The sequence below is a fragment of the Nocardia sp. NPDC006982 genome (assembly GCF_042869435.1).
Taxonomy (GTDB): domain Bacteria; phylum Actinomycetota; class Actinomycetes; order Mycobacteriales; family Mycobacteriaceae; genus Nocardia.
Genome location: NZ_JBIAFV010000004.1, coordinates 64591 through 90551, shown reverse-complemented (window position 1 = coordinate 90551; position 25961 = coordinate 64591). Strand labels below are relative to the sequence as shown.

The window sequence follows — 25961 nt, the reverse complement described above, 5'->3', positions numbered from 1 at the left end:
TGCGCGATGACCGGTGCGGATACTCTTGTTCCATGTCAGTGCGTACCCGCCAGCCGCTTGTTCCCGGCACGCTCTCGCCCACCCGTGAGGTTCCGCGCTCGATCGAGCGTCCGGAGTATGCGTGGAAGAAGACCGTGAACGAGGGCCGTGAACCCTGGGTGCAGACCGCCGAGACCATCGAGAAGATGCGGATCGCGGGCAAGATCGCGGCGCAGGCGCTCGAGGAGGCGGGCAAGGCGGTCGCGCCCGGTGTCACCACCGATGAGCTGGACCGGATCGCACACGAGTTCATGTGCGATCACGGTGCCTACCCATCGACGTTGGGGTACAAGGGTTTTCCGAAATCGTGCTGCACCTCGCTGAACGAGGTGATCTGCCACGGCATTCCGGATTCGACGGTGATCCAGGACGGTGACATCGTCAATATCGACGTGACCGCCTACATCGACGGCGTGCACGGGGACACCAATAAGACCTTCCTGGCCGGTGATGTCGACGAGGAGGTGCGACTGCTGGTCGAGCGCACGCACGAGGCGACCATGCGGGCGATCAAGGCGGTACGGCCGGGCCGGGCGCTCAATGTGATCGGGCGCGTCATCGAGTCCTACGCCAACCGCTTCGGCTACGGCGTAGTGCGCGATTTCACCGGGCACGGCGTCGGCCCCACCTTCCACAGCGGCCTGGTCATCCTGCACTACGACCAGCCCGCCATCGAATCGGTCATCGAGCCCGGTATGACCTTCACCATCGAGCCGATGATCAACCTCGGCGGTATCGACTACGAGATCTGGGACGACGGCTGGACCGTGGTCACCAAGGACCGCAAGTGGACGGCGCAGTTCGAACACACACTGGTCGTGACCGACACGGGCGCCGAAATTCTGACCTTGCCGTGACGTGTGGACCGCGCAGTTCGAAGCTCGCGCTGTTGGGTCGTGATCGACACGGGCGCCGAAATTCTGACTTTGCCGTGACGTGTGGACCGCGCAGGCTCGCGCCGTGACCGGCGCAGTGACGGGCGCGATGCTGATCGCCGGAACAACCTCCGATGCCGGGAAAAGCGTTGTGGTGGCCGGACTTTGCCGCTTGCTCGCCCGGCGCGGCGTTCGAGTCGCGCCGTTCAAGGCGCAGAACATGTCCAACAATTCGGTGGTCACCCTCGACGGCGGCGAGATCGGTCGCGCGCAGGCCCTGCAGGCGGCGGCGTGCGGGCTCGAGCCGAGCGTCCGATTCAATCCGGTCCTACTCAAACCCGGCAGCGACCGACGCTCCCAACTCGTGGTGCGCGGCAAGGCCATCGGCACCGTCGGCGCGCGTGACTATTTCCAGCATCGCCAGGATATACGCGAAGTCGTTGCCGCCGAACTGGATTCGCTGCGCGCCGAATTCGATGTGGTGATCTGCGAGGGCGCCGGTTCGCCCGCCGAAATCAACCTGCGCGCGACCGATCTGGCGAATATGGGGCTCGCCCGGGCGGCGCGACTGCCGGTGCTCGTGGTCGGCGATATCGACCGCGGCGGCGTGCTCGCGCACCTGTTCGGCACCGTGGCCGTCCTCGAGCCCGAAGACCAGCAACTGATCTCCGGCTTCATCGTCAACAAGTTCCGCGGCGATGTCGAATTGCTGCGTCCCGGACTCGACCGGCTCACCGAGCTGACCGGACGCCGCACACTCGGCGTCGTTCCCTACGCGGACGAACTGTGGATCGACGCGGAGGACTCGCTCGGCACGGTCGCCGACGCGCCGGTCGGCCGTCCCAGCCCGCCGGTCGGCGCCGAATGGCTCACGGTCGCCGCGATCCGTCTGCCGCGCATCTCCAATTCCACCGATATCGAAGCGTTGGCCTGTGAGCCCGGTGTCGCGGTGCGCTGGGTCGGCGAACCGTCCCGGCTGACCGATGCCGATCTGGTGGTGCTGCCGGGCAGTAAGGCGACCGTCTCGGATCTGGAGTGGTTGCGGCGCACCGGAATCGCCGATGCACTACAGGCCAGAGCGGCATCCGGGCGGCCGATCCTCGGCATCTGCGGCGGATATCAGATGCTCGGGAGTCGCATCGTCGACCGGGTCGAATCGGATGCCGGGACGGTCGCGGGTCTGGGCCTGCTCGATCTGGAGATCGAATTCGCCGACCCAAAGGTGCTGCGACGCAGCACCGGGCGGGGTAACGGAATCCCCGTGCACGGCTACGAGATTCACCATGGTCGCGTCGAGCGCAGCGGTGATCCGTCCTGGCTGGAGCTGGACAGCTCGCCGACCGCAGAGGGCACTGCGCGCGACGCGATCTGGGGCACCCACCTGCACGGCCTGCTGGAATCGGATGAGTTCCGTCGCTCCTGGCTCCGTGGGGTCGCCGCCCGCGCCGGACGGCATGGTTTCGTCGTCGCCGAAAATACTTCGGTAGCCGCGATCCGCTCGTCCCAACTCGACCTGCTCGCCGACCTGATCGAACAGCACCTCGACATCGCCCACATCGAACGCCTGCTCACCGACGGTGCACCTGTTGATCTCCCCACCATCGTCTCCGGCCTGGGAGTCGGCAGCACACCACTCTGACCAGCCCGTACAGCCACCGAAATGTTTACGTTCCTGACTCGCGGGTAACGGACACGCGGTTCCGTTCAATTAGGACGTGTACCGTACTCCGGCATGAAATCTCGGCGGATCACGGTCGGTGACCGGGCATGGACCGTACGGGTCGACGGCCCGGAGTCTCGGCACAGCGTGCTGCTGTTGCCCGATGCCGGTGATCCGGTCGACGTCTACGACCAGGTGTGCGCGCGGCTGCACACCTCGGACCTGCGCACCATTGCGGTGGAATCGATAGCGGACCTGGATCCGGCGGGCGTGCACGCCATCCTCGACGAACTCGGCATCCCCTGGGTGAATGTCGCAGGACGCGGCGCGGGCGCGCAGCTTGGCTGGCAGGTCTGCGCGGGCGGTTTCGGCCGGTTCATCAGCCTTGTCGTCGCCGATCGCGGCCATCCCGCGATTCCGGCTGCCGACGGCACCGTCGCGGACCCCACGTGTCGTCCGGTCGAGGTCGCCGCCACCGTGCTGGTCACCAAGAATCTGCCGCGTTCGGTCGCGGATGCCTCCGGGCGCTTCGTCTACGGCGAATTCCGGGTCGTGGAGATCGACGTCGACAATGTGGCGACCGAGGCCGACCACGAATTGGCCACCGAGATCGTGCTACGCACCAGCCTCTGGTGATCCGGCGGTCTTCCGATGGAAGGCCGCCAGCCAGTCGAGCCAGCTGTCGAGTTCGGCGAAGGCCTTGGCCAGCGGTTCGGCCGAGGACAGGAAGACATCGTGGCGGGCGCCGTCGATCGGAACGATATTGGTCCGATCACCGAGGCAGCCCGACCAGCGCTGGATCTGACGCACATCGAGCACCGCATCCGCCACATCCACGGCCGGACCGTATTTGCGCGCGAATTTCGTGATGCGCGAACGCAGAATCAACGCGGGCACGCCGACCGAGAGCCCCGCCTGCAGTTGGGCGTGCCCGTTGCGGATCGCGCGCAGCCAGCCGAGCCGGACCGGGAAGCCCGCCAGCGGCTTCCAGTCCAGGTTGTAATCCCACTCGCCCGCGACGCTGTGGTGCAGGCTGTCGCCGTAGGAGCTGATCTTGTTGCCGGGTAGCTCGACCATCGACCGGATCCGGCCGAGCATCTTGATCACCGGGGTGCCGATGGTCCGGTAGTACGACGGGCCCTGCAGATCGAACCAGGGACTGTTGAGCACGAGCCCGACAATGCCGGACTTGGCCGTGCCCTTCGCCTTGTTGAGGCGGTTCAGCCAGAGCGACACGATGAGTCCGCCGGTCGAATGCGCGACCAACAGCACGTTGTCGCCCGCCTCTTCCTGGACGATGCGCAGCGACTCGTTCAGCTCGGCGTCGTAGAGCGCCAGATCGGTGACGTAGTGCGGCGTCTGGCCGTCGCGCAGCGAGCGACCGCACTTGCGCAGATCCAGCGCGTAGAAGCGATGTCCGCGCCCGGCGAAGTGTTCGGCCAGATGCTGCTGGAAGAAGTAGTCGGTGAAACCGTGGACGTACAGCACCGCGGGTTCGGTGGTGGCGGCAACGGTGTCGGGGGTGTAGCGAACGAGGGTCGCGACGGCCTCGCCCTCACCATCGGGGTCCGGACCGAGCGGCAGACTGCGCTGCTGATAGCCCGCACCGAGGACATCGGGCTGCCATCGCTCGGCTGCCGGGGCGGTGATATCGGACACGCTGAGCGAAGCTTTATTCGTCACAAGGATCAATCTAGGCGACGTCAGCGCGGTTTCGAAGGTCGAACCCAGGAAGGAATCTATGTCACATTCAGTAGGTTCGTTGTCGGACTTCGAACAGGTGAGGTGCACAATTGGGCTAGGTGAACGGCGGGTAACCTACACCTCGCCGAGTCACGCAGGACTCGCAACAACCACATAGCGCCCGTGCCCAGCAGGCCCACCGTGGGGGTGGGCGTGCGCAGAAGGACAAGGAAGTCGATCTACCCGTGCCGAACGCTGCCATGACTGAAAAGACCGATGTAGTACTCATCGGTGCCGGCATCATGAGTGCCACTCTCGGCGCACTGCTTCGGCAGCTGCAGCCGGAATGGTCGATCTCCCTATTCGAGCGGCTGGACGCGGCCGCCGCCGAGAGCAGCGATCCGTGGAACAACGCGGGCACCGGACACTCCGCACTGTGCGAACTGAACTACAGCCCGCAGAATCCGGACGGCTCGGTCGATATCAGCAAGGCCATCGACATCAACGAGCGCTTCCAGGTCTCGCGCCAGTTCTGGTCCTACGGCGTGGAGAACGGCATCCTCGGCGATCCCTCCGCCTTCATCAACCCCATCCCGCACGTCAGCTTCGTGCACGGCGCGGACAATGTGGACTACCTACGCAAGCGGTACGAGGCGCTGTCGCGGCATCCGCTGTTCTCGACGATGGAATACGTCGACAGCCCCGACGAATTCGCCAAGCGGCTGCCGCTGATGGCCAGGGGCCGCGACTTCTCCGATCCGATCGCGCTCAACTGGACCGATGAGGGCACCGATATCGACTTCGGTTCGCTCAGCAGCGAACTGCTGGCCTACCTCGGCCGTTCCGGCGTCGATCTGGCCTTCGGTCACGAGGTGCGCGACCTCACCAAGCAGTCCGACGGTTCCTGGCTGGTCAAGGTGCGCAACCTGCGTACTCGCCGAACCCGGAGGCTCATCAGCAAATTCGTCTTCGTCGGCGCCGGCGGCGGTGCGCTGCCGCTGCTGCAGAAGTCGGGCATCAAGGAGGCCAAGGGTTTCGGCGGCTTCCCGATCAGCGGTCAGTTCATCCGCTGCACCAACCCGGATCTGATCTACAAGCACGAGGCCAAGGTCTACGGCAAGGCCGCCGTCGGTGCGCCGCCGATGTCGGTGCCGCACTTGGACACTCGCATCATCAAGGGCCGTCCCGGCCTGCTGTTCGGCCCGTACGCCGGGTGGACGCCGAAGTTCCTCAAGGACGGTAAGAACACCGATCTGTTCAAGTCGGTGAAGCCGAACAACATCTTCTCGCTGCTCGGCGTCGGCGTCACCGAACTCGGCCTGACCAAGTACCTGGTCAGCGAGCTGCTCAAGTCCGAGGCGGGCAAGGTGGCCACGCTGGAGGAGTTCATTCCGCGCGCGGACGGCCACGACTGGGAGCTGATCACCGCGGGGCAGCGCGTGCAGGTCATCCGACGCAAGGGTGCGGGCGGTGTGCTCGAGTTCGGCACGGCGGTCATCGCCGCCGAAGACGGCACCATTGCCGGTCTGCTCGGCGCGTCACCCGGCGCGTCGACCTGTGTGAGCGCCATGATCGACGTGCTGCAGCGGTGCTTCCCGCGCGAGTACGACGACTGGTCGCCGAAGCTGAAGGAAATGGTGCCCTCGCTGGGTGTGAAGCTCTCGGAGAATCAGGCGCTGTTCCAGGAAGTCTGGGATTGGTCGACCAAAACCTTGAACCTGAACGGTGTGTCGGACAACACGCCGAAGCACGCAGGGGTCGCGCCGATCGCGTAGTTGTGATAGCAAGACGCGATGATGTCAACGGTTGCACTCAAACGGTCCTGGGCGCTCGATCTCGACACCGCCACCCTGTACCAGCTGTTGAAGCTTCGCGTCGAAGTATTTGTCGTCGAGCAGAAATGCGCGTACCCGGAGCTGGACGGTTTCGACCTGCTGCCGGAGACACGCCATTTCTGGCTCGATGACGAGGGCGAGATCATCTCGACGCTGCGGTTGACCGAGGAGCACGAGAACGGTGTGAAATCGTTCCGCATCGGCCGGGTGTGCACGTCGGCTCCGGCGCGCGGGCATGGGTACACCACCCGGCTGGTGCAGGCCGCGCTCGCCGAGGCGGGTTCGGCGACCGTGCGCCTGAGTGCCCAGACCTATCTGGTCGACTTGTACGCCAAGTTCGGCTTCAAGCCCGACGGCGACGAGTTCGAAGAAGACGGCATTATGCATCTGCCCATGCGCAAGGGCTGAGCTGTGTTGCTGGCCGCGCGGGCGCGGCGTGTTCGCGGCCTCTGGTGTCTCGCGTCCGATCCTTTCGAGCGACCTGCAAGCAGTCGCTAGCGGCGCGGCCGAGACTCGCGACTACGTCGCATGCGCTTCGGCCACTCGGACGCGAGACGGCCGCGAACGGTCGCTCGTAAGACTCGCTCCGTGGTGGTTGATTGAATGGAAGGCTCGCTCTTTCCCTTAGTGCGGCCCTGGAGGTGTCCCGCAGTGGAGGGTGCTGGAGGGTGGGTGTGGTGGCGCTAATAGAGTCTGGGGCGTGTCAATGTCCCGTACCGAAACCGCGCCGCATGCCTCTTCGCTGACCGGGGCGCGTCCCGGTGCTGATGGTGATGCGGGCTTTCCGTTCTCGGCGGTGGTGGGGCAGGAGCGGTTGCAGCTGGCGTTGATCCTGTGTGCGGTGCATCCCGGGATCGGCGGCGTCTTGGTGCGCGGGGAGAAGGGAACCGCGAAATCGACTGTGGTGCGGGCGCTTGCGCAATTGCTGCCGCCCGTTGTCGATGAGACGGGTGCGCGGCCGGCTCGGCTGGTCGAGTTGCCGGTGGGGGCCACAGAAGACCGAGTGGTCGGTTCTTTGGATCTGGAGCGGGTGCTGCGCGACGGCGAGCAGGCGTTCCGGCCCGGACTGTTGGCGGCCGCGCATCACGGCGTGCTCTACGTCGACGAGGTGAATCTGCTGCACGACCACCTGGTGGACGTGCTGCTCGATGCCGCCGCGATGGGGCGGGTGCATATCGAGCGCGATGGGGTCTCGCATTCGCATCCGGCACGGTTCGTGCTGGTCGGCACCATGAATCCGGAGGAAGGTGAGCTGCGGCCGCAGCTACTGGACCGGTTCGGGCTCACCGTCGATGTCACGGCATCGCGGAACGTGGACATGCGGATGTCGGTGGTGCGGCGTCGGCTGGACTACGAGGCGGATCCGGCCGGATTCGCCGCACGCTATGCCGCGGCCGATCGGGAGGTGGCCGAGCGGATTCTCACCGCCCGCGACCGGGTCGCGTCCGTCGCGCTCGATGATGTGGAGTTGCGGCGGATCGCCGCGCTGTGTGCGTCATTCGATGTGGACGGGATGCGGGCAGACCTCGTGGTTGCCAGGACCGCAACCGCGCATGCGGCCTGGCGCGGGGCGGACGCGGTGGCCGAGGCGGATGTGCGGGTTGCGGCCGAGTTGGCATTGCCGCATCGGCGGCGGCGGGATCCGTTCGATGAGCCCGGGATCAGCGAAGAGCAGCTGGACGAGGCGATGCGTGCGGCGGGGGAAGAGGCGGAAAAGTCCAGCGAGCGTGCGGAATTGGAGCACGGTGCGGAGGACCTTGCAGGAGATGATCTCGACGGCCGGTCGAACGGTGGGGGTTCGCGTGGTGGTCCGGACGGCGGCCCCAGCGATGTCGACAGTGCGTTGAGCAATGCGGACGATCGGGATGGTGGTCCCGCTAACGGTGGCCCGGATGATCAAGGCCCGGACGACGATCCGGATGGCGGTCCAGGCCCCGGAGGTCCGGGTGCACCAGCCCCCGACGGCGATGGATCGGATTCGCCGGACGGCGGGCAGTCACCGTCCGCGCGCGAGGGTCGTATCGGCGCTCCCGCGACATCCGTTGTGACACCGCCGCGTTGGGAGGTGCCCGGCATCGGCGAGGGTGCGGCGGGCCGCCGTTCGCGCGCACAGACCAGGCAGGGACGCACGGTGCGGTCCAGTACCGATACCTCCGGCGGTCTGCACCTACTCGGCACCGTATTCGCCGCCGCACCGCACCAGCACTCCCGAGGCCGAGCCGGCGGCCCGTTGAAACTGGCCGCCGAGGATCTGCGCGGTGCGTATCGCGAAGGGCGCGAAGGCAATCTGGTGGTATTCGTGGTCGATGCCTCCGGATCCATGGCGGCGCGCGACCGTCTGTCTGCGGTTACCGGTGCGGTCGTCGCTCTGCTGCGCGACGCCTACCAGCGACGGGACAAGGTCGCCGTGATCACGCTGCGTGGCCTGGAAGCCGAACTCGTCCTGCCGCCGACCTCCTCGGTGGATATCGCGGTGCGACGCCTATCCGGTATTCGCACGGGCGGCAAAACCCCACTCGCCGCAGGGCTTTTGAAGGCCCGCGAGGTCGTGCACCGCGAACGCGTCCGCGATCCGCGCCGCCGCCCGATGCTGGTCCTGCTCACCGACGGCCGTGCCACCGGCGGCGTCGATCCGGTGCCCCGCGCCCGCGCCGCCGCGAATCTGCTTGCCGCCGAGGCGATCACCTCGATCGTCGTGGATTGCGAACGCGGCATGGTCCGCCTCGGCCTCGCCGCCGACCTGGCCCGCACCCTCCGCGCAGGCTACCTCCAACTCGCCGAACTGACCGGCGACTCGGTCGCCGACGTCGTCCGCGCCGGATCCGGTCGCCCCGGCGTGACACGAGCCGCCTGATCGTGGCGGATCTACCTACCGAACCCGTAGCCCGGCATTCGGCCTTTCGGCGCATGATCGCATCGGCATCGGCATCTCGATCCGTCTTGCGTCATCACGTCGCGGAGAAGGCTGGCCGGCGAACCAGTGTGGGGGATTCTCCGCGCCCTCGGTCGTCGATCGGCTCGGAATCACCGCCGATCGGGTTGCTTGCGCGCGAGCGCCTTGGGGGCCATTACTTTTCGCCAGTTCGGCCGCCGTGCGGTCGGATGGAAGTTCTGACCGATGGGCTATCAAGGAGTTTCGATGCCTAAGGGTGTGCCGGAGACGGTTCCGGATGACGGGCTGACCACGCGGCAGCGGCGGAATTTGCCGGTGCTCGCGGTGCATACGGGGCCGGGGAAGGGAAAGTCGACGGCCGCGTTCGGTATGGCGTTGCGGGCGTGGAATCAGGGATTCGATATCGCGGTATTCCAGTTCGTCAAGAGTGCCAAGTGGAAGGTGGGGGAGGAGGCGGCATTTCGCACCCTCGGCCGCCTGCACGAGGAGACCGGTGTCGGTGGGCCGGTCGAATGGCACAAGATGGGCGAGGGGTGGTCGTGGACCCGCAAGCAGGGCACCGATGAGGACCATGCGGCCGCCGCACTGGCCGGGTGGCGCGAGATCGCGCGCAGGCTGCAGGCCGAACAGCACCGCTTCTACGTCCTCGACGAATTCACCTACCCCCTCAAATGGGGCTGGGTCGATATCGACGAGGTAATCGAAACCCTCCGCAACCGCCCAGGTAACCAGCACGTAGTCATCACCGGCCGCGACGCCCCCGAAGCCCTCGTGAATGCCGCCGACCTCGTAACCGAAATGACCAAAGTCAAACACCCCATGGACGCAGGCCGCAAAGGCCAGCGAGGCATCGAATGGTGACGCCGCTCGAGAATGCATTGGTGGCGCGCGGCACTCGACGTTTGCCTGCACCAGTTCATAGTGATCACTCGACCTACAGGCCGCGGGGCGGTACTCCGAATTCGTGTGCGGGAGTGCGAGGTGATCGCTGGACTTGTTGGCGTGCGGGCTGGTACCGGGCACCGCATAATCGGCACCCTGTGTCGGGCTCCGTGCCCGGTGTGGGCGCACACGAGGGGGTCCTAGAAAGCGTGCGGCGGCCGTGAGCACAGGGCAGGTTCCGGCGGTGGTGATCGCCGCGCCCGCTTCGGGCAGCGGGAAGACGACGTTGGCGACCGGTTTGATCGGCGCACTGCGGCGGGCCGGGCATCGGGTGGCGCCGTTCAAGGTGGGGCCGGACTATATCGATCCGGGGTATCACGGCTTGGCGGCTGGGCGGCCCGGTCGCAATCTCGATCCGGTGCTGGTCGGCGCGGAACGTGTGGTTCCGCTGTACCGGCACGGTGCCCACGGGTGCGATCTGGCGGTGGTCGAGGGCGTAATGGGCCTGTTCGACGGCCGCATCGACGAGAACCACGCCGCACCGATCGCCGAGGGTTCCACCGCACAGGTCGCCGGATTACTCGGCGCCCCAGTGGTTTTGGTCGTCGATGCGCGCGGCCACAGTCAGAGTCTCGCCGCCCTCCTGCACGGCTTCGCCACCTTCGACTCCGCCATCAGCTTGGGCGGCGTCATCCTGAACCGCGTCGGCAGCGAGCGTCACGACCAGGTACTGCGCGCCGCGTGCGACCGAGTCGGCCTCCCGGTCCTCGGATCACTACCACGCATGGCCGAACTCGAGGTCCCCTCCCGCCACCTCGGCCTCATCCCCGCGGTCGAACACGGCCACGCCGCCACCGCCGCCGTCGAAGCAATGACCGACCTCGTCGCCGCCCATGTCGACCTCCCCACCATCGCCCGCCTCGCCCGCTCGACCGTCACCGCCCCCGCCTGGGATCCGGTAACCGCGATCCGCGAATACGAGGACTCGATCACCGCGGTCGCGCCGAGCGTGCGCGGAGCGATCGACGCGGACACGACCAGCACGTATACGGCTACCGCGAGTCATCCGAATGCCGAGGCTCGCAACGGCACTGCCGTTGCGGGTACTGCGGGGGTCGCCGGTGAAGCACGTGCAGCAACAGAACTCGCGAATCCGGCAGCACCAACGCCTGCTGCCGAGGCTCGTGACGGCGCCGGCGTGGTAGCTCCTGCCGGCGTTGGTGAGGGAGTGCGCGCAGCCACAGAACTTGCGAATCGTCCGCCGCCAACGTCCACACGCGGCCAGGATGCGGCCACCGGGCTCGATCCCGTGATCGCCATGGCCGGAGGGCCGGCGTTCACCTTCGGGTACGCCGAGCATCGGGAGTTGTTGCAGGCCGCAGGGGCACGGGTTGTGGTCTTCGACCCGATGCGGGATGAACTTCCCACGGGCACAGCCGGTTTGGTGTTACCCGGTGGGTTTCCAGAGGAGCATGCGGCAGCATTGGCGGCCAATGATCGGCTGTTGGCGCAGGTCGCCGCGCAGGCCAGGGCAGGCCTTCCGGTGCATGCCGAATGTGCCGGACTCCTGTATCTCTGCCGCTCGCTGGACGGCCATCCGATGGCAGGGCTGGTCGATGCGACAGCCGAATTCGGCCCCCGCCTGACTCTCGGCTATCGAGATGCCGTGGCACTGGCCGATTCCGCCCTGTGGCGCACGGGAGAACGGGTGCGCGGCCACGAATTCCACCGCACCCGCCTGGTCACCACCGGCACCGATACCCCCGCCTGGGGCTGGCACGCCGCAGGCGACCGGATCCGCGAGGGCGCTCTCATCCACCGTGTCCACGCCTCCTACCTGCACACCCATCCCGCCGGAAACCCCGGAGCCACAAGCCGTTTCGTCGCCGCAGCCGCTGACTACGCCCGCACCCGTGCCGCCGTCTGACACGCCCGAGTTGCACACAGCCGCACCGGTGATTCGGCCTAACTCGTTCGCGGCACAGCTTGATCCGGCGGTAGATCCACACGATCCCGTGGCAGCGCTGTGCGATGCGACGGCAGCGCCAGCAGGATATCCGCGAGCGCCTGAACTGGCTGTTGGTCTCGGCTTCCGGCCGGGCACGTCTAGTGAACGGATTCTCGAGGCGCTGGGAGAAGTGCTGGGCGACAAGCCCATTGCTTGCCTCGCGACTATCGATCGACGCGCCGAGGAACTTCGCGCTGCCGCCGCTGGCTTGGGCGTCTCGGTCCGCGCCTTCACAGCGGCCGAGCTCGCCCAGGTCGGCGTACCGAATCCCTCGGCACGCACCGATGACGCACTCGGCACCGCCAGCGTCGCCGAGGCGGCCGCGCTGCTGGCCGCCGACGGTCCGCTCGTTATTCCCAAGCGGACCATCGACGGAATAGTGATCGCGGCCGCGCTCACCCCGAAATCGCCACTGACATAACGAGCGTCAGGACACCTTTCCCAATTCGATCGGCAGGGACAACGGGCCGACGGTGAAGAACGACGGCTGCTGGCGCTGCACCAATTCGTGCAGGAAGGCCCCGAGTTCGTTCTGGGTCGCGAACGCCACCTCCGGCAGGGTGGTGTGCGCCAACAGAGTGGAGGTCCATTTCCGCAGCCGCGGCCGGTCCGCAGCTGGCACACCGAACAATTCGGCGATGACCGCCATCGGCAGCGCGTCGGTGAAGGCTGGTACCAGATCCACGCCGTCACCTGCGGCGATCACCTCGTCCAACAGGCCATCGATGAGCTCTTGGATGCGCGGTTGCATCGCCTGCACCCGTCGAGGTGAAAATCCCTTCCCGACCAGACCACGCAGCCGACGGTGATCCTCACCATCCTTCGTCGACAGGTGGTCGCCTTGGACGATGGCCCGTAGCGGCCAGTCCTGCGGTATCGATCCGTCGTATAGCGCGGGCCAATTCTTCGGATCCCTGGCGAAGGTCTTGTTGTCGCAGGCGAGGACTTCCGCAACGGCGTTGTGCGTCAAGGCCAAATAGGCGGGCACGCCCGGGAATTCCACTTCGACCGCGGGCGCGGTCTGCTGTAGCCGGATGCAGGTGTCGATCGGGCTTTCGTCGGCGGCGGGAATGCGGGAAGACTTGTCATGATGACCCCTCGGGCGGTGCCGCCGGTGGAGCCGCATAGTGCCAGGCGTCGGGCGCGTCCGCCGGCGTGACAGTTCTCAGCCGCGGGAAGCCGATCGATTCGTGGCCGTTCCAGTAGACCGGCGTGGTTCGGTGGGGTGATGGATATCCGAGGGTCGACAAGCTGAATCCGGTGGGCACGTACGAGTACGTGCCCACCGAATCCTTACGGCGCGACCGAACCCCAGTCGGCGAACCCGGTCGGATCGTGCCGCCCGAGACTTCCGTGTTCGAACAGGCCCCACCCCTCGGAATCCCCGCAGCGCGCGTGCGCGACATGATCGATGACCCCGAACGGGATGCGCCCCGCGATGGCCGGATCGGTGAGGTCGTAACTGCTGCTCGAGGACCAGTCGCGACCCATCCATCGACCGTGCAACCAGTCCGGATCTCCACCGTATCCGCAGCCGACGTGCAGGGGGATATTGGTGACGGTCCGGACTTCGACCTCGAGCGGCTTACCGTCGGGGGTGGTCATCTCCAGCCGTGCGCCGATGGGATGCCTTGTACCGGAACGGTATTCGATGTGGTAGCGCGGCCACCCCAGCTGCTCGGTGCGACCGTCCGGGAAGATGCGGACGGCGTCGTTGAGGGTGCGTTTGCCGTCCGGTTCCTCCTGCAGGATCAGCACGATGGCGAAATCGTCGAAGCGCAGCGGCACGTACATCCACCAGAATCCGCCGGATGGTTCGGCGGCGGCCCGGCCCGGCGGCTCGGGTTCGCCGACCGGGCGAATGCCCCAGGAGCGGTCCCTGGTGCCCATCCAGACGGCCGGGTCGACGGTGAGATCCGTGCCGTCGACGTGCAGCGTTCCCTCCCACGAGCCGACCTGTGCGAACCGGGTGGCCTGGATGATCGGGCGGTTGCCGTTGAGGATCAGATGCGGTTGTTCCTCGACGGTGGGGAAGGATCCGTGCCAGGTGAGGTCGAAGCCGAGGTCATCGTGCTCGCAGATCACCCGGATCCGCTGCAGCGGTTCCTGCACCTCGATGCGGTAGCCGCCGACGCGCAGGTCGACGTCGCGATCGCCGAGCGCGTCGGAGAAGCGGACCGTGCGCTGGATGTCGCCACGCCGGACGCAGGCGTACGCGTCGATCACCCCGAGGTTCGGATATACCCCGCCGCCGGTGACGAAGAAGGTGCCGCCGTCGCGGTCGTGACCGTTGAAATAGCTTCTGTCGTAGAAGTTCCGGTCGCTGCTTGCGACTCGGGACATCGACAGGTGGGTCTGGTGGATGGGGTATTCGTCAAGGGGCGAGGGAGCGGAGCCTGCGGAGCGACCATCAGATGCAGCCATGATTTCCTCTAATCCCATTCGTAGGTTCCGTCGAGCAGCGCCTCCAGGCTTGCTCGGTGCATCACGTAGTCATCGCGATCGGGGGTGTCGGTGTCCTCACCGAAGTGGATCATCCGGCGCTTGACCCTGGCCATCACGATCGCGTGCCGCAGCGCGGCGTACACGATGTAGAAGTCGAGATCCCGAACCGTATATCCGGTGGTCTCCTCGTATTTCGCGACGACATCCGCGCGCCGCAGGAAGTCCGGCAGTCCGGGCTGATCGAAGCGGGTGGCAAGGTCCTGGAAGAAGCGGTGTATGAAGATGACCCAGGCGACATCCAGTTCGCGCGGGCCGAGTCCGGCCATCTCCCAATCGAGTACACCGACCGGGGTGAAGCCGTCGTACAGAATGTTGCCCGGTCGCGAATCGCCCCAACTCAGTACGTCCGGACCCGGATCGGCGGGCCAGTGCGCGTCGAGCCAGTCGAAGGTTCGCTCGATCAGGGGAATCGGGTAGCCGTCGTCGGCCAATGCCCAGCGGTACCAGTTGCGGTGCCATTCGACATGTCGGCGCAGCGCTTGACCAGGACCGTCCAGCATCGGGAATCGTGTTGCCGGATCGGGGATTTCGTGCACCTTCGCAATGACCTCGACGGTCTTGGCGGTCAATTCCGCCCGCTCCTCGGGACTGGCGTCGAAGAGCCAGCCGATGAACACATACGGCGGATTGTCCGACGGCACCCGTCCATCGACGCGCCGCATCACGAAAAACTTTGTGCCGAGCGGCTTCTCGTCGGTCTCCAGCCAACACAGCTCGGGGACCGGCACCGCCGAGGCGGCCGCGACCCCGGCCATGATCTGGTATTGCAGCTCCAGGTCGTAGTTCTCGAAGACCGGGAACGAGTCGGCCTCAGGTGTCATCCTGGCCACGAACGAACCACCGTCCGTGCGCCCGTCCACACTCCATTCAGCATCGAAGAGCACCGTCGGACTCGACATCCCCGCACCCTGCGGCCGCGACAGCGCCGAAATCTTGGGCGGGTGATCCGCGTGGACCTTGCCGTCCAGCCACCGGGACAGGTCCTCGGCGAGGGTGTCGAGGTCCCGCGCGCTGACGGTCAACTGCCGTCGCGCGGTGGGATCGGGATCGTCGGCCATTCTTTGTCCTCCTGACGCATGTGCCTGCGGAAACTGTAACGCGTTCTAGTCGGTGCTTACCGCAGAAATTCGAAGAAATCGAGCGACCCTCACTGGGTGATATTCGGTATTGACAATCCACTGCACCGGGTGGGGGTCATACTTCCGGCGGAGTCGCGTACGCCGATGGATGGGGGTTCGAATCGGGGTTTTCCTGGAAGCGGCCGGGGCTTCGTCGCCGATACCGTCGGCTGACGTGGAGTCGTGAGAGGGAGGGTTCGGTGTGAGCGCGGTCGGTACAGAGGTTCTCGATCGGGAAGAAAGCGTCATACCGCCCGAGCCGCCCGTGCGGTGGAATCCGTTGACCAGGATCGCTTTCCGGTTCTCCTTCGGCTATTTCGGACTGTTCTGCCTGCTGTTCACCCAGATTCCGTTCGCCTTCGCCGGGCTGCTCGCCGGATCGCTGTCCGAGAATGCGGTGCTCTGGGAATTTCGCGCCTTGCGCCCGATCATCGAGCCGGCCGGACGACTGTTCTTCGATACCGATGTCGTGCTGCGCGAGGATTCGGGCAGCGGCGATCAATACTTCATCTGGACCTTCGTCTACTGTCTGCTGATCGCCGCCGCGGTGGCGACCCTCATCTGGACCGCGCTGGACCGGCGCAGGCCGAACTATCGGCAACTACAGGCCTGGTTCCTGCTCTTCATCCGGATGTGCCTGGGCGGTCAGATGCTGCTCTACGGGTTCGCCAAGGCGATTCCGACGCAGATGCCGACGCCGACGCTGGCGAAACTGCTGCAACCCTACGGTGAGTTCAGCCCCGCCTCGGTGTTGTGGAACCAGGTCGGGAGTTCACCCACCTACGAGATCCTGCTCGGCTGTGCCGAAGTGCTGGGCGGACTGCTGCTCTTCCTGCCGAGGACCGCGACGCTCGGCGCAATGCTGAGCCTGGTGAGCTTGGCGCAGGTGTTCGTGCTCAATATGACCTTCGACGTCCCGGTCAAGATCCTGGCCTTCCACCTCATGCTGCTGAGCATGGTGCTGCTCGCACCGCAGGCGCGGCGGTTGGCGAATGTGCTGGTGCTGAACCGGCCGGCCGAACCCACCACGCAGCCGGATCCATTCCGCGGCAACCGAACTCGCCGGATTGCGATCGCGCTGCAAGTCGCCCTGGGCCTGTGGATGGCAGCGGGCTTCGTGCACACCGGCCTGAAGTACTGGAACGAAGGCGGCGGTGGCAGCCCGAAGCCGCCGCTGTACGGGATCTGGGCGGTATCGGAATTCACCGAGGACGGTGTGCCGGTCCCTCCGCTGACCACCGACAAGACACGTTGGCAGCGAGTCGTTTTCGACGTAGCCGGGATGACCTACCAGAAGATGGACGGCACCCTGGTGCCCGCCGTCCCCTCCGTCGATACCGCCGCCCACAAGATCTCGGTGTCCGCCCTGCCGGAGCAGCCGGACGCGCAACCCGCCCAGATCGCCGACTTCACCTTCGAACAGTCCGCGCCCGACCGTCTGAAGCTCAGCGGGCAGCTGAACGGTCAGCCGGTGAGCATCATCTTGCAGCAGGTCGATCTGAACAGCTTCCCGCTGCGCGGCCGTGGGTTCAACTGGGTGCAGGACTATCCGTACTTCCGCTGAAATCGTTTGTCCGACATCAATCCTCAGCTACCCCGATGTCCTCGTGCCAGAGCAGCGGTTGTTCGGCGATGAATTCGGTCATCAGGTCGATGCAGCGCTGGTCCTCGAGCACGGTCACCGCGACGCCGTGCTCGGCCAGCCAGTCATGCCCGCCGTAGAAGGTCTGTGCTTCCCCGATGATCACCGCACCGATCCCGAACTGGCGCACCAGCCCGCTGCAGTACCAGCACGGTGACAGTGTGGTCACCATGATGGTCGAGCCGTAGTCGCGGCGGCGGCCGGCATTGCGGAAGGCATCGGTTTCGGCATGCGTGCTGGGATCGCCGGACTGCACCCGCCGGTTGTGCCCGCGTCCGAGCAGGGTGCCATCGGCCGCGAACAGGGCTGCGCCGATCGGGATCCCGCCTTCGGCCCGGCCGCGCAATGCCTCCTGGTATGCGACCTCCAGCAGTTGCTCTACCTGTGTCATGGCGCCAACCCGTAGTCGAACCCGATCTGCTCCGTGACCGCCTGCGGTCCCACCTGAAAGTGGGTCGCCTCGGTTCCTGCGGCGCGGACATAGGACCCCGGATCCGCCTGTGCGGCACCGCCCGTCGCGAGCCACCCGATCAGCGCTGCCGATACCGCCGCCCGACCCCAGCGATTCATGCGCAGAAGTATAGGGAGGCAGTCCCTGGTGGGTGATTGCCGGGCACGCGCACGCAGGACGTAGGCTCGAACATTGTGCCGAACACGTCAGTACCTATCGATGACCAGCCGGAAATCAACCCGGCCGACCGTCCCGCGAGTGATCCGAACTACCTGGTCGGGCTCGATCTCATTGGGCGGCGCGTCGTCGTGGTCGGCGGGGGGACGGTGGCGCAGCGCAGGCTCGGCCTATTGATCGCCTCGGGGGCGGACGTGCACGTCATCAGTCGCGAAGTCACCCCGGCTGTGGAGGGAATGGCTACGTCGGGGCAACTCACGCTGACATTGCGCGCCTACGCCGAGGGCGATCTCGACGGTGCCTGGTATGCGATCGCATGCACCGACGAACCCGAGACCAATGCGGCGGTCGTCGAGGAGGCCACGCGGCGACGGATCTTCTGTGTGCGCGCCGACGTCGCGCGGCTGGGCACCGCGGTAACTCCGGCGACGGCTCGGCACGACGGCCTCACCCTCGGCGTGCTCGCCGGTGGTCAGCACCGGCGGTCCGCCGCGGTGCGCAATGCGCTGCTCGAGGCGCTGCAATCAGGTGTGGTGACCGATGATTCGACGCCGATCACCCCGGGTGTCGCACTGGTCGGGGGCGGTCCCGGCGATCCGGATCTGATCACGGTGCGCGGCCGCCGCCTGCTGGCCCGCGCGAATCTCGTTGTCGCAGACCGGCTCGCACCGCCGGAGCTGCTCGCCGAACTCGGCCCGGACGTCGAGGTGATCGACGCGGCCAAGATTCCGTACGGGCGGGCAATGGCGCAGGAGGCGATCAATTCCGCGCTGATCGAGGGCGCCAAGGCGGGCAAGTTCGTGGTGCGGCTCAAGGGCGGCGACCCGTATGTGTTCGGACGCGGCTACGAGGAACTCGAGGCCTGCGTCGAGGAAGGCATTCCGGTGACCGTGGTCCCCGGCATCACCAGCCCCATCTCCGTCCCCGCCGCCGCGGGCATTCCGGTGACCCATCGCGGCGTCACCCATGAATTCGTGGTGGTCAGCGGCCACGTCGCACCCGACCATCCGGATTCCCTCGTCGACTGGCCCGCCTTGGCCCGCCTGCGCGGCACCATCGTGCTCATGATGGCGGTCGAGCGGATCGAACAATTCGCCACCGCTCTCATCGAGGGCGGCCGACCGGCTGACACCCCGGCCACGGTGATACAGGAGGGCACCCTGCGCACCCAACGCGTACTGCGCGCGGACCTCGGCACTGTCGCCGCTCGCGTTCGCGAAGAAGCCATCCGCCCGCCCGCGATCGTTGTGATCGGCCCCACAGCGGGCTTCTCAACCGAATCCGCCGCACCGCGAGCCGAGTCCTCCGCCGGGTGATGCTGCACAACCGCTGGACTCCCGCAACTGGAAGGTCTCACAACCGCCCAGTGACTTTCGCTATGACTAGATGAATCGCACCCGCGGGAGCGGAGACCCAGGTTCCGGATCAATTACAGTGGCACACCGTGCTCGATAACCCTCCTGCGAAGACGCAGTACCCGGTGACGCAGCGGGCCTTCGGGCTCGCCATTCTCGTGCTGAGCGGGCTGCAGCTGATGGTTGTGCTCGACGGCACCGTAGTCATCTTCGCGCTGCCCCGGCTGCAGGAGGAGATGGGCATGTCCAGCGCGGGCGGCGCGTGGACGGTGACCTCCTACGGTCTGACCTTCGCGGGGCTGATGCTGCTCGGCGGGCGACTCGGGGATGCGTTCGGTCGCAAACGCATGCTGATCCTGGGCGTCGGGATGTTCACCATCGCCTCGCTGCTGTGCGGGTTGGCGCAGAGCCAGGCCATGTTGATCGCGGCCCGTGCCGTGCAGGGCGCGGGCGCGGCGATTGCGGCGCCGACGGCATTCGCACTGGTGGCAACCACTTTCGCGCCGGGAAAGGCGCGCAATCAGGCCATTGCGATCGTCGGTTCGATGGTCGGTATCGGCTCGGTCGGCGGTCTGGTGGTCGGTGGTGCGCTGACCCAGCTGTCCTGGCGGTGGATCTTCCTGATCAATGTGCCCATCGGTGTATTGATCATTCTCGGTGCGCTGTCTCAGCTCGCGGATACCGAACACCACCGATCGCCACTGGATATCCGCGGCGCGGTGCTCGGCACCGTGGCCTGCGCGTCGATCGTGTTCGGCGCGACCGAGGGGCCCGAATTGGGCTGGGGGAGTCCGGCCGTTATCGGTGCACTGGTGGCGGGTGCGGTGTTGCTGATCGTCTTCGTGGTCGTCGAACGCACCGTCGATGATCCGCTGCTGCCGTGGTCGCTGTTCGACAGCCGCGATCGGGTCACCACCTTCATGCTGATCTTCCTGGCCGGCGGCGTACTCGGTGCGATGACCTTCTTCGTCGCGCAGTTCCTGCAGAATGTGCTCGGCTACGGACCGCTGGTCGCGGGTATCGCTTCGATCCCGTTCACGATCGGCATCGGCATCGGCGGCGCGGTGGCCTCCAAGGCGGCGCTGTTCGTCGCACCGCGCTGGTTGGTGTGCGGCGCGGCATTCGTCCTGGCCGCCGGACTGCTGGTCGGCTCGCAGCTCGACGGTGGCGTGAATTACCTGACCACCCTGCTGCCGCTGTTGATCGTGATCGGCTTCGGTGTCGGCGTGGCAATGGTGCTCGCGCCGCTGTGCGTGCTCGTCGGGGTGCCTGCGTCCGATATCGGTCCGTTGTCCGCGGTGGGGCAGATGTTCATGAACTTGGCGACGCCGGTATTCATCGGTCTGCTCACTCCCATCGCGGCATCGCGCACCATGTCGATGGGCGGGCGCACCGGTAAGGCGGCCGATATGAACGAGGCCGAGATCTTCGCGCTCGGCAGCGGATACACGCTGGTGCTCGCGGTCTGCTCGCTGGTCGCGGTGCTGGCGGGCTTCATCGCGCTGACATTGCGCTATACGCCCAGACAACTGGCCGAGGCACAACACGCGCAAGAGGAATCGCAGCGGACCGGCTCCATGCCGGTGGTGCCACGGACGGGGCCGCTACCTGTCATCCGTCGCTCTGACTACAGTGGCTGACTGTGCCAGACAATCCCGCTACGACGCCATATCCGGTGACGCGGCGGGCCTTCGGCCTGGCGATCCTGGTGCTGAGCGGGCTGCAATTGATGGTCGTCCTCGACGGCACGGTGGTGATTCTCGCCCTGCCCCGGCTACAGGACGAACTGGGTCTATCGAGTTCCGGTAGCGCCTGGATGGTCACCGCCTACGGTCTGCCGTTCGCGGGTCTGATGTTGCTCGGCGGCCGGATCGGCGACTCGTTCGGCCGCAAACGCATGTTCATCGTCGGCGTCGCACTGTTCACACTGGCCTCGCTGCTGTGCGGACTCGCGCAGAACGAAGGCATGCTGATCGCGGCTCGCGCGATCCAGGGCACCGGTGCCGCGCTCGCGGCGCCGACCGCACTCGCCCTGGTGGCGACCACTTTCGCGCCCGGCCGGGTGCGCAATCAGGCGATCGCGATCTTCGGCTCCATGATGGCGGTCGGCTCGGTCGGCGGACTGGTGATCGGGGGCGCGCTCACCGAGGTGAGCTGGCGCTGGATCTTCCTGATCAATGTGCCGATCGGTGCGTTGATCCTCACGGGTGCGGTGCTGCGGCTGCGCGACACCACCCACCACCGACTACCCCTGGACGTACGCGGGGCCGTACTCGGCACCCTCGCCTGCGCGTCCCTGGTATTCGGCGCGACCGAAGCGCCCGAATTCGGCTGGGACAGTCCGGTGATCATCGGTTCGATTGTCGCCGGTCTGGTGTTGTTGATCGTCTTCGTGCTCGCCGAACGGTGGGTGGACAACCCGCTGCTGCCCTGGTCGCTGTTCGACAAGCGCGATCGGGTCGCCACCTTCGGCGCTATCTTCCTGGCCAGCGGAGTGCTGGCCGCGACAACCTATTTCGCGGGATTGTTCGTGCAGAATGTCGTCGGCTACAGCCCGCTGGTCGCCGGGGTCGCGTTCATCCCGTTCACCATCGGCGCTGGTATGGGTACCGCCACGGCTTCGCAGCTGGCGATGACGGTCGCGCCGCGCTGGCTGTTGAGCGGTGCCGCGGCGATTCTTGTCGTCGGGCTGTTGTTCGGCTCGACGCTCGAACGGGGTGTGCCGTACTGGCCGACCCTGTTGGGGCTGTTCATCATGATCGGATTCGGCATCGGTATGGCCGTGGTGATCGTCCCGCTGTGCGTATTGGTCGGCGTCGCGCCGGAGAATATCGGCCCGCTATCCGCGGTCGGCCAGATGTTCATGAACCTCGGCACACCCGTCGCGATCGGCCTGCTCGCGCCGGTCGCCGCATCCCGGACGGTGTCGCTGGGCGGGCGAACGGGTAAGCCCGCCGGTATGACGCCCGCGGAGTTGGATGCGCTCGGAAGTGGTTACACGCTGGTGCTTTTCGTCACCGCCTTCGGCGCACTGCTGGTGGGGATGGTGGCACTGACACTGCGCTACACGGCAGCCGAGGTAGGCCAGGCGCAGCACGCAAGGGAAGAGGCCGGGCAGAGCTGAGCCGCCCGGCCGTGAGCTCACAGGCGACCGGCGACCTTGCGCGGGGTCACCCGCACGATTACGCGTGGTCCGTCATTGACGGAGGCGGGGTTGAATTCGACGTATGGCAGCCCGGTGTAGTGGTGCGACAGCTTGTCCGGCAGCGTCTTGTCGGGATCTGGGGTGATCGTGGCGGTGCCGCGAATCTCCGCGTACGCGTACGGATTATCCGGCGGATTGATCATCACCGTGATCCGCGGATCACGGGCGAGATTCTTGCCCTGCTGCCGATCCACCGTCGTGGAGAACAGCAGATCGTCGCCATCGCGCTCGAGCCAGATGACGGTCAAATGGGGTTGTCCGTTCGGTCCGATCGTCGCCGCGGTCGCGAAGACCTTCGACTCGTCCAGGTACTTCTTCAATTCCTCGGAGAGCACAGCTGTCATGCGTCGATGAAACGATCGCCGACTCGAGAACATTCCCGATCCGGTCGAAATCACCTGTCGGTCCTGGAGTTCGAGTCGGCGGTCAGATCGCGAATGAGCAGTGCGGTATGCAGTGAGGTGCGGGATTCGCCGTCCTCGAGGTCGACGTCGAGAATGCGCTCGATGCGGGCGAGCCGGTCGTAGAGGGTCGGTCTGCTGATATTGAGCCGCTTGGCGAGTTCGGTCTTATTGCCCGCGACGTCGAGGAACTGTCGCAACGTGTGGGTCAGATCGGCCGCATGCCGAATGTCGTAGCGCAGCAATGCGCTCAGCTCCGTTTCGGCGAAGCTCTGCACACCGGGTTCATCGCGGATCAGCGAGAGCAGTCCGCGCAACCGGATATCGCCGCTGCGATAGAACGGTCGCGGCCGATCGGATGCCGCGTCCAGCGATAACGCGACCTCGGCGATGTGCGCCGCCTGCGCCAATTGGCGTGCGGTGTCGAGCAGTGAATCCGCTTGCGCGCCAACGCCTATGACCACCCGCCGCACCCCCTCCACCCGCCGCACCTCGGCGATGATCGCCGAGCACACGGTGCGGAGCGTGTCATCGAGATCGGCGCTGCGCGGGATCGCGAGCACCATGCCGACGCGGTCGCCGTGCTCGGCCGCGGTCAATGCGGTGGCCTTCGACAGTCCGAGACCGTGGGTGACCGCGTCGAGCACGCCCGCGCTGCGGCGCTGCCTGGCGACCTGATCGGATTCGGCAAGGGCGGCAACGTCAATCGCGAGCGGAACGTAGTGCGCGCGGCGGGTCAACAGGCCCAATGCGGCCGCCCTGGCCTGCGCATCGCGTTCGTCGAGGACGCGGCCGTTGACCATATCGTCGATCAGTCCGGTCTGCGCTTGGCGATGCAGGCCGAAGCGATCCTTATCGATCATCCGATGCAGCGTCAGCGTCTGTGCGGCACGCTCGAGCACCATGCGGGCGCGCGGCGTCGCCAACCCGCTCGAACGCAGGATCAGCCGACCCCAGCGCTGGGTATGCGGGCCGACCTGCACCACATCCCAGCCCTCGGGCAGCAGTCGCGAGGTGGTCTCCCAGTTCTCCAGAATCGCCGAGGTGCTGGTATGCCGGGCGGTCAGCGCCAGCACCCGGTGCGCCAGATCTTCCAGTACGACCGAGGAATCGAGCATGTCCGCGGCCGTCTCGACGATTTCGGCCAGCGCGGCGCGGCGCACGCTGAGCTCGGTGAACGTCTCGTGCACGGTGCGCGCGAATTCGAGTTCGGCGTACTGGTCGGCCACGATCACCCGGTGCACCGCCTCGGTGATCTCCACGAAGCGAGTGACGCGATGCAGCGCGATGACCGGGAGTCCGAGTGCGTCGGCCGTCTCGGCGACGATCGGTGATAACCGCGGCACGGCCTCGCCGAGCTCGATGACCAGTCCGGCGACCCCCGCGGTGGCCAGCGAATTCAGATACGTGACCGTCGACTCGTCGCTGCCGGTCAATGCCAAGCCCGTAGTCAGCATCAGCTCGCCGCCGACCAGCAATTCGGCGACCTCCGGCAGGTCGCTGACGTGCACCCAGCGCACCGGCCGATCCAGCGCCGCCGCACCGACGACCTCTGGCTCGCCCGCGCGCACAACCGGCATTGTCAGCACATCGGCGACAGAGAGCAGCATCCGACAAATCGTAATAGGAAATCCGAAATCGCATACAGAACGTCGGGTCGAAATCGGGCATCGATGGTGCAGAGTCGAAACCACGACACCATCCGGAGCTCGGGATCGAATCGAGGAGATATGCAGACAATCGCGCACTGGCTCGACGGCAAACCCTTCGCGGGCACGAGCTCGGCGACCGCGCCGGTAACGAATCCGGCGACCGGGGTGGTGACCGGGCAGGTAGCGCTGGCCGGTGTCGAGGATGCCAGGGCGGTGATCGCATCGGCGAAGGCGGCGTTCCCGGAATGGCGCGACACCTCGCTGGCGCGGCGCACACAGATCCTGTTCCGGTTCCGCGAACTGCTCAACGAGCGCAAGGAAGAACTCGCCAAGCTGATCACCACCGAACACGGCAAGGTGCACGCCGATGCGCTCGGCGAAGTGAACCGCGGCCTAGAAGTGGTCGAATTTGCCTGTGGTGTACCGCATTTGATCAAGGGCGGCTTCACCGAGAACGCCTCGACGAAGGTGGATATCTTCTCGATCCGTCAGCCGCTGGGGCCGGTCGCGGTGATATCACCGTTCAACTTTCCGGCGATGGTGCCGATGTGGTTCTTCCCGATCGCGATCGCCGCCGGGAATACCGTGGTGCTCAAGCCGAGCGAGAAGGATCCGTCATCATCGCTGTGGCTGGCCGAGCTGTGGCACGAAGCCGGTTTGCCCGCAGGGGTTTTCAATGTGCTACAGGGCGATAAGGTCGCGGTCGACGAACTGCTCGACAATCCGCATATCAAGGCCGTCTCGTTCGTCGGCTCCACACCCGTCGCGAAGTACGTCTACCAGCGCGGCACCGCCGCCGGTAAGCGCGTGCAGGCGCTCGGCGGCGCGAAGAACCACATGGTGGTGCTGCCCGATGCCGATCTGGATCTGGCCGCCGATGCCGCGGTGAATGCCGGATTCGGTTCCGCGGGGGAGCGCTGCATGGCGATCAGTGTGGTGCTGGCGGTCGGTGCGGTCGGCGACGAACTGGTCGCCAAGATCGCCGAGCGCGCGAAGACCATCAAGACCGGTGACGGCACCCGCGATACCGATATGGGTCCGCTGGTGACCCGCGAGCATCGCGATCGCGTCGCCGCCTATATCGATGCGGGCGAATCCGCCGGTGCCAGTGTCGTTCTCGACGGCCGCGGCGTCGAAGCCGATGGTGCAGCGGATGGATTCTGGCTCGGCCCGACGATTCTCGATCATGTGGGCACCGAGATGAGCGTCTATACCGACGAAATCTTCGGCCCGGTCCTGTCGGTCGTGCGCGTCGACGGCTACGACGAGGCGCTGGCACTGGTCAACGACAATCCCTATGGCAACGGGACCGCCATCTTCACCAATGACGGCGGTGCGGCCCGGCGCTTCCACAATGAGGTGGAGGTCGGCATGGTCGGCATCAATGTGCCGATCCCGGTTCCGATGGCCTACTACAGCTTCGGCGGCTGGAAGAATTCGCTGTTCGGCGATTCGCATGCGCACGGCATAGAGGGCGTGCATTTCTTCACCCGTGGTAAGGCCGTCACGACGCGTTGGCTCGATCCGAGCCACGGCGGTCTCGAACTCGGATTCCCGCAGAACAAGTAGCTACGCAGGAG

The 25961-nt window shown here is 66.2% G+C and carries 22 protein-coding genes; 14 read left to right on the top strand and 8 right to left on the bottom strand.

Annotated elements, in window-relative coordinates; genetic code table 11:
* The first annotated feature begins 32 nt into the window (after nucleotides 1-32).
* The 3 genes from map (at nucleotide 33) to ACFYOW_RS17375 (ending at nucleotide 3210) form a co-directional block, all read left to right on the top strand.
* Nucleotides 33-896: a type I methionyl aminopeptidase gene (gene map / locus ACFYOW_RS17385; RefSeq protein ID WP_387288987.1), complete on the top strand. Its 864-nt coding sequence runs from the start codon at nucleotides 33-35 to the stop codon at nucleotides 894-896.
* 127 nt (nucleotides 897-1023) lie between these two features.
* Entirely contained in the window at nucleotides 1024-2553 is a 1530-nt protein-coding gene (locus tag ACFYOW_RS17380; RefSeq protein WP_387290031.1) for a cobyric acid synthase, read from the top strand.
* 93 nt (nucleotides 2554-2646) lie between these two features.
* Complete coding sequence (locus tag ACFYOW_RS17375) at nucleotides 2647-3210, top strand: alpha/beta hydrolase (RefSeq protein WP_387288985.1); 564 nt, start codon at nucleotides 2647-2649, stop codon at nucleotides 3208-3210.
* Here the strand turns inward: ACFYOW_RS17375 and ACFYOW_RS17370 are convergent.
* A complete protein-coding gene (locus ACFYOW_RS17370) occupies nucleotides 3190-4257 on the bottom strand; it encodes an alpha/beta hydrolase (RefSeq protein WP_387288984.1) in 1068 nt (355 codons plus the stop codon). The genes ACFYOW_RS17375 and ACFYOW_RS17370 overlap by 21 nt on opposite strands.
* 260 nt (nucleotides 4258-4517) lie before the next feature.
* On the opposite strand from ACFYOW_RS17370, the gene mqo reads away from it, so the two are divergent.
* The 6 genes from mqo (at nucleotide 4518) to ACFYOW_RS17340 (ending at nucleotide 12296) form a co-directional block, all read left to right on the top strand.
* Nucleotides 4518-6032, top strand: coding sequence for a malate dehydrogenase (quinone) (gene mqo / locus ACFYOW_RS17365; protein ID WP_387288982.1), 1515 nt, complete (start codon nucleotides 4518-4520; stop codon nucleotides 6030-6032).
* A gap of 18 nt (nucleotides 6033-6050) precedes the next feature.
* Complete coding sequence (locus ACFYOW_RS17360; protein ID WP_387288980.1) at nucleotides 6051-6500, top strand: GNAT family N-acetyltransferase; 450 nt, start codon at nucleotides 6051-6053, stop codon at nucleotides 6498-6500.
* A gap of 298 nt (nucleotides 6501-6798) precedes the next feature.
* Nucleotides 6799-8946, top strand: a complete 2148-nt coding sequence (locus ACFYOW_RS17355; RefSeq protein ID WP_387290029.1) for a VWA domain-containing protein — start codon at nucleotides 6799-6801, stop codon at nucleotides 8944-8946.
* A 285-nt stretch (nucleotides 8947-9231) separates the two neighbouring features.
* Nucleotides 9232-9846, top strand: a complete 615-nt coding sequence (gene cobO / locus ACFYOW_RS17350) for a cob(I)yrinic acid a,c-diamide adenosyltransferase (protein WP_387288978.1) — start codon at nucleotides 9232-9234, stop codon at nucleotides 9844-9846.
* Between the two features lie 241 nt (nucleotides 9847-10087).
* Entirely contained in the window at nucleotides 10088-11794 is a 1707-nt protein-coding gene (locus ACFYOW_RS17345; protein ID WP_387288976.1) for a cobyrinate a,c-diamide synthase, read from the top strand.
* Nucleotides 11688-12296: a cobalamin biosynthesis protein gene (locus ACFYOW_RS17340; protein ID WP_387288974.1), complete on the top strand. Its 609-nt coding sequence runs from the start codon at nucleotides 11688-11690 to the stop codon at nucleotides 12294-12296. Before ACFYOW_RS17345 ends, ACFYOW_RS17340 begins: the two co-directional genes overlap by 107 nt.
* Nucleotides 12297-12302: 6 nt before the next feature.
* On the opposite strand, the gene ACFYOW_RS17335 is transcribed toward ACFYOW_RS17340, so the two are convergent.
* The 3 genes from ACFYOW_RS17335 to ACFYOW_RS17325 form a co-directional block, all read right to left on the bottom strand.
* A complete protein-coding gene (locus ACFYOW_RS17335; RefSeq protein WP_387288972.1) occupies nucleotides 12303-13001 on the bottom strand; it encodes a hypothetical protein in 699 nt (232 codons plus the stop codon).
* A 167-nt stretch (nucleotides 13002-13168) separates the two neighbouring features.
* Nucleotides 13169-14299, bottom strand: coding sequence for a hypothetical protein (locus tag ACFYOW_RS17330; protein ID WP_387288970.1), 1131 nt, complete (start codon nucleotides 14297-14299; stop codon nucleotides 13169-13171).
* Between the two features lie 8 nt (nucleotides 14300-14307).
* Nucleotides 14308-15438 (bottom strand): phosphotransferase family protein, encoded by a 1131-nt coding sequence (locus tag ACFYOW_RS17325; protein ID WP_387288968.1) that lies wholly within the window; start codon nucleotides 15436-15438, stop codon nucleotides 14308-14310.
* A 340-nt stretch (nucleotides 15439-15778) separates the two neighbouring features.
* Here ACFYOW_RS17325 and ACFYOW_RS17320 point away from each other — a divergent pair, with 340 nt between their 5' ends.
* Nucleotides 15779-17062: a DoxX family protein gene (locus tag ACFYOW_RS17320; RefSeq protein WP_387288966.1), complete on the top strand. Its 1284-nt coding sequence runs from the start codon at nucleotides 15779-15781 to the stop codon at nucleotides 17060-17062.
* A 16-nt stretch (nucleotides 17063-17078) separates the two neighbouring features.
* Here ACFYOW_RS17320 and ACFYOW_RS17315 read toward each other — a convergent pair whose 3' ends face one another.
* Together ACFYOW_RS17315 and ACFYOW_RS17310 are read right to left on the bottom strand one after the other, a co-directional pair.
* A complete protein-coding gene (locus ACFYOW_RS17315) occupies nucleotides 17079-17531 on the bottom strand; it encodes a nucleoside deaminase (RefSeq protein ID WP_387288965.1) in 453 nt (150 codons plus the stop codon).
* Nucleotides 17528-17710, bottom strand: coding sequence for a hypothetical protein (locus ACFYOW_RS17310; protein WP_387288963.1), 183 nt, complete (start codon nucleotides 17708-17710; stop codon nucleotides 17528-17530). The genes ACFYOW_RS17315 and ACFYOW_RS17310 overlap by 4 nt, the downstream gene beginning before the upstream one ends.
* A 114-nt stretch (nucleotides 17711-17824) precedes the next feature.
* On the opposite strand from ACFYOW_RS17310, the gene cobA reads away from it, so the two are divergent.
* The 3 genes from cobA to ACFYOW_RS17295 all read left to right on the top strand — a co-directional run bounded on the left by cobA (nucleotide 17825) and on the right by ACFYOW_RS17295 (nucleotide 22247).
* Nucleotides 17825-19084 (top strand): uroporphyrinogen-III C-methyltransferase, encoded by a 1260-nt coding sequence (gene cobA, locus ACFYOW_RS17305; RefSeq protein WP_387290028.1) that lies wholly within the window; start codon nucleotides 17825-17827, stop codon nucleotides 19082-19084.
* A 128-nt stretch (nucleotides 19085-19212) separates the two neighbouring features.
* Nucleotides 19213-20763, top strand: a complete 1551-nt coding sequence (locus tag ACFYOW_RS17300; RefSeq protein WP_387288961.1) for an MFS transporter — start codon at nucleotides 19213-19215, stop codon at nucleotides 20761-20763.
* Between the two features lie 2 nt (nucleotides 20764-20765).
* Nucleotides 20766-22247: an MFS transporter gene (locus ACFYOW_RS17295; protein ID WP_387288959.1), complete on the top strand. Its 1482-nt coding sequence runs from the start codon at nucleotides 20766-20768 to the stop codon at nucleotides 22245-22247.
* Between the two features lie 17 nt (nucleotides 22248-22264).
* On the opposite strand, the gene ACFYOW_RS17290 is transcribed toward ACFYOW_RS17295, so the two are convergent.
* Nucleotides 22265-22672: a PPOX class F420-dependent oxidoreductase gene (locus tag ACFYOW_RS17290; protein ID WP_387288957.1), complete on the bottom strand. Its 408-nt coding sequence runs from the start codon at nucleotides 22670-22672 to the stop codon at nucleotides 22265-22267.
* A gap of 50 nt (nucleotides 22673-22722) precedes the next feature.
* The gene (locus ACFYOW_RS17285; RefSeq protein ID WP_387288955.1) at nucleotides 22723-24339 is read right to left on the bottom strand and encodes a PucR family transcriptional regulator; all 1617 of its coding nucleotides are present in this window, start codon (nucleotides 24337-24339) and stop codon (nucleotides 22723-22725) included.
* Nucleotides 24340-24459: 120 nt separating this feature from the next.
* On the opposite strand from ACFYOW_RS17285, the gene ACFYOW_RS17280 reads away from it, so the two are divergent.
* Entirely contained in the window at nucleotides 24460-25950 is a 1491-nt protein-coding gene (locus tag ACFYOW_RS17280; protein WP_387288954.1) for a CoA-acylating methylmalonate-semialdehyde dehydrogenase, read from the top strand.
* Nucleotides 25951-25961: the final 11 nt, after the last annotated feature.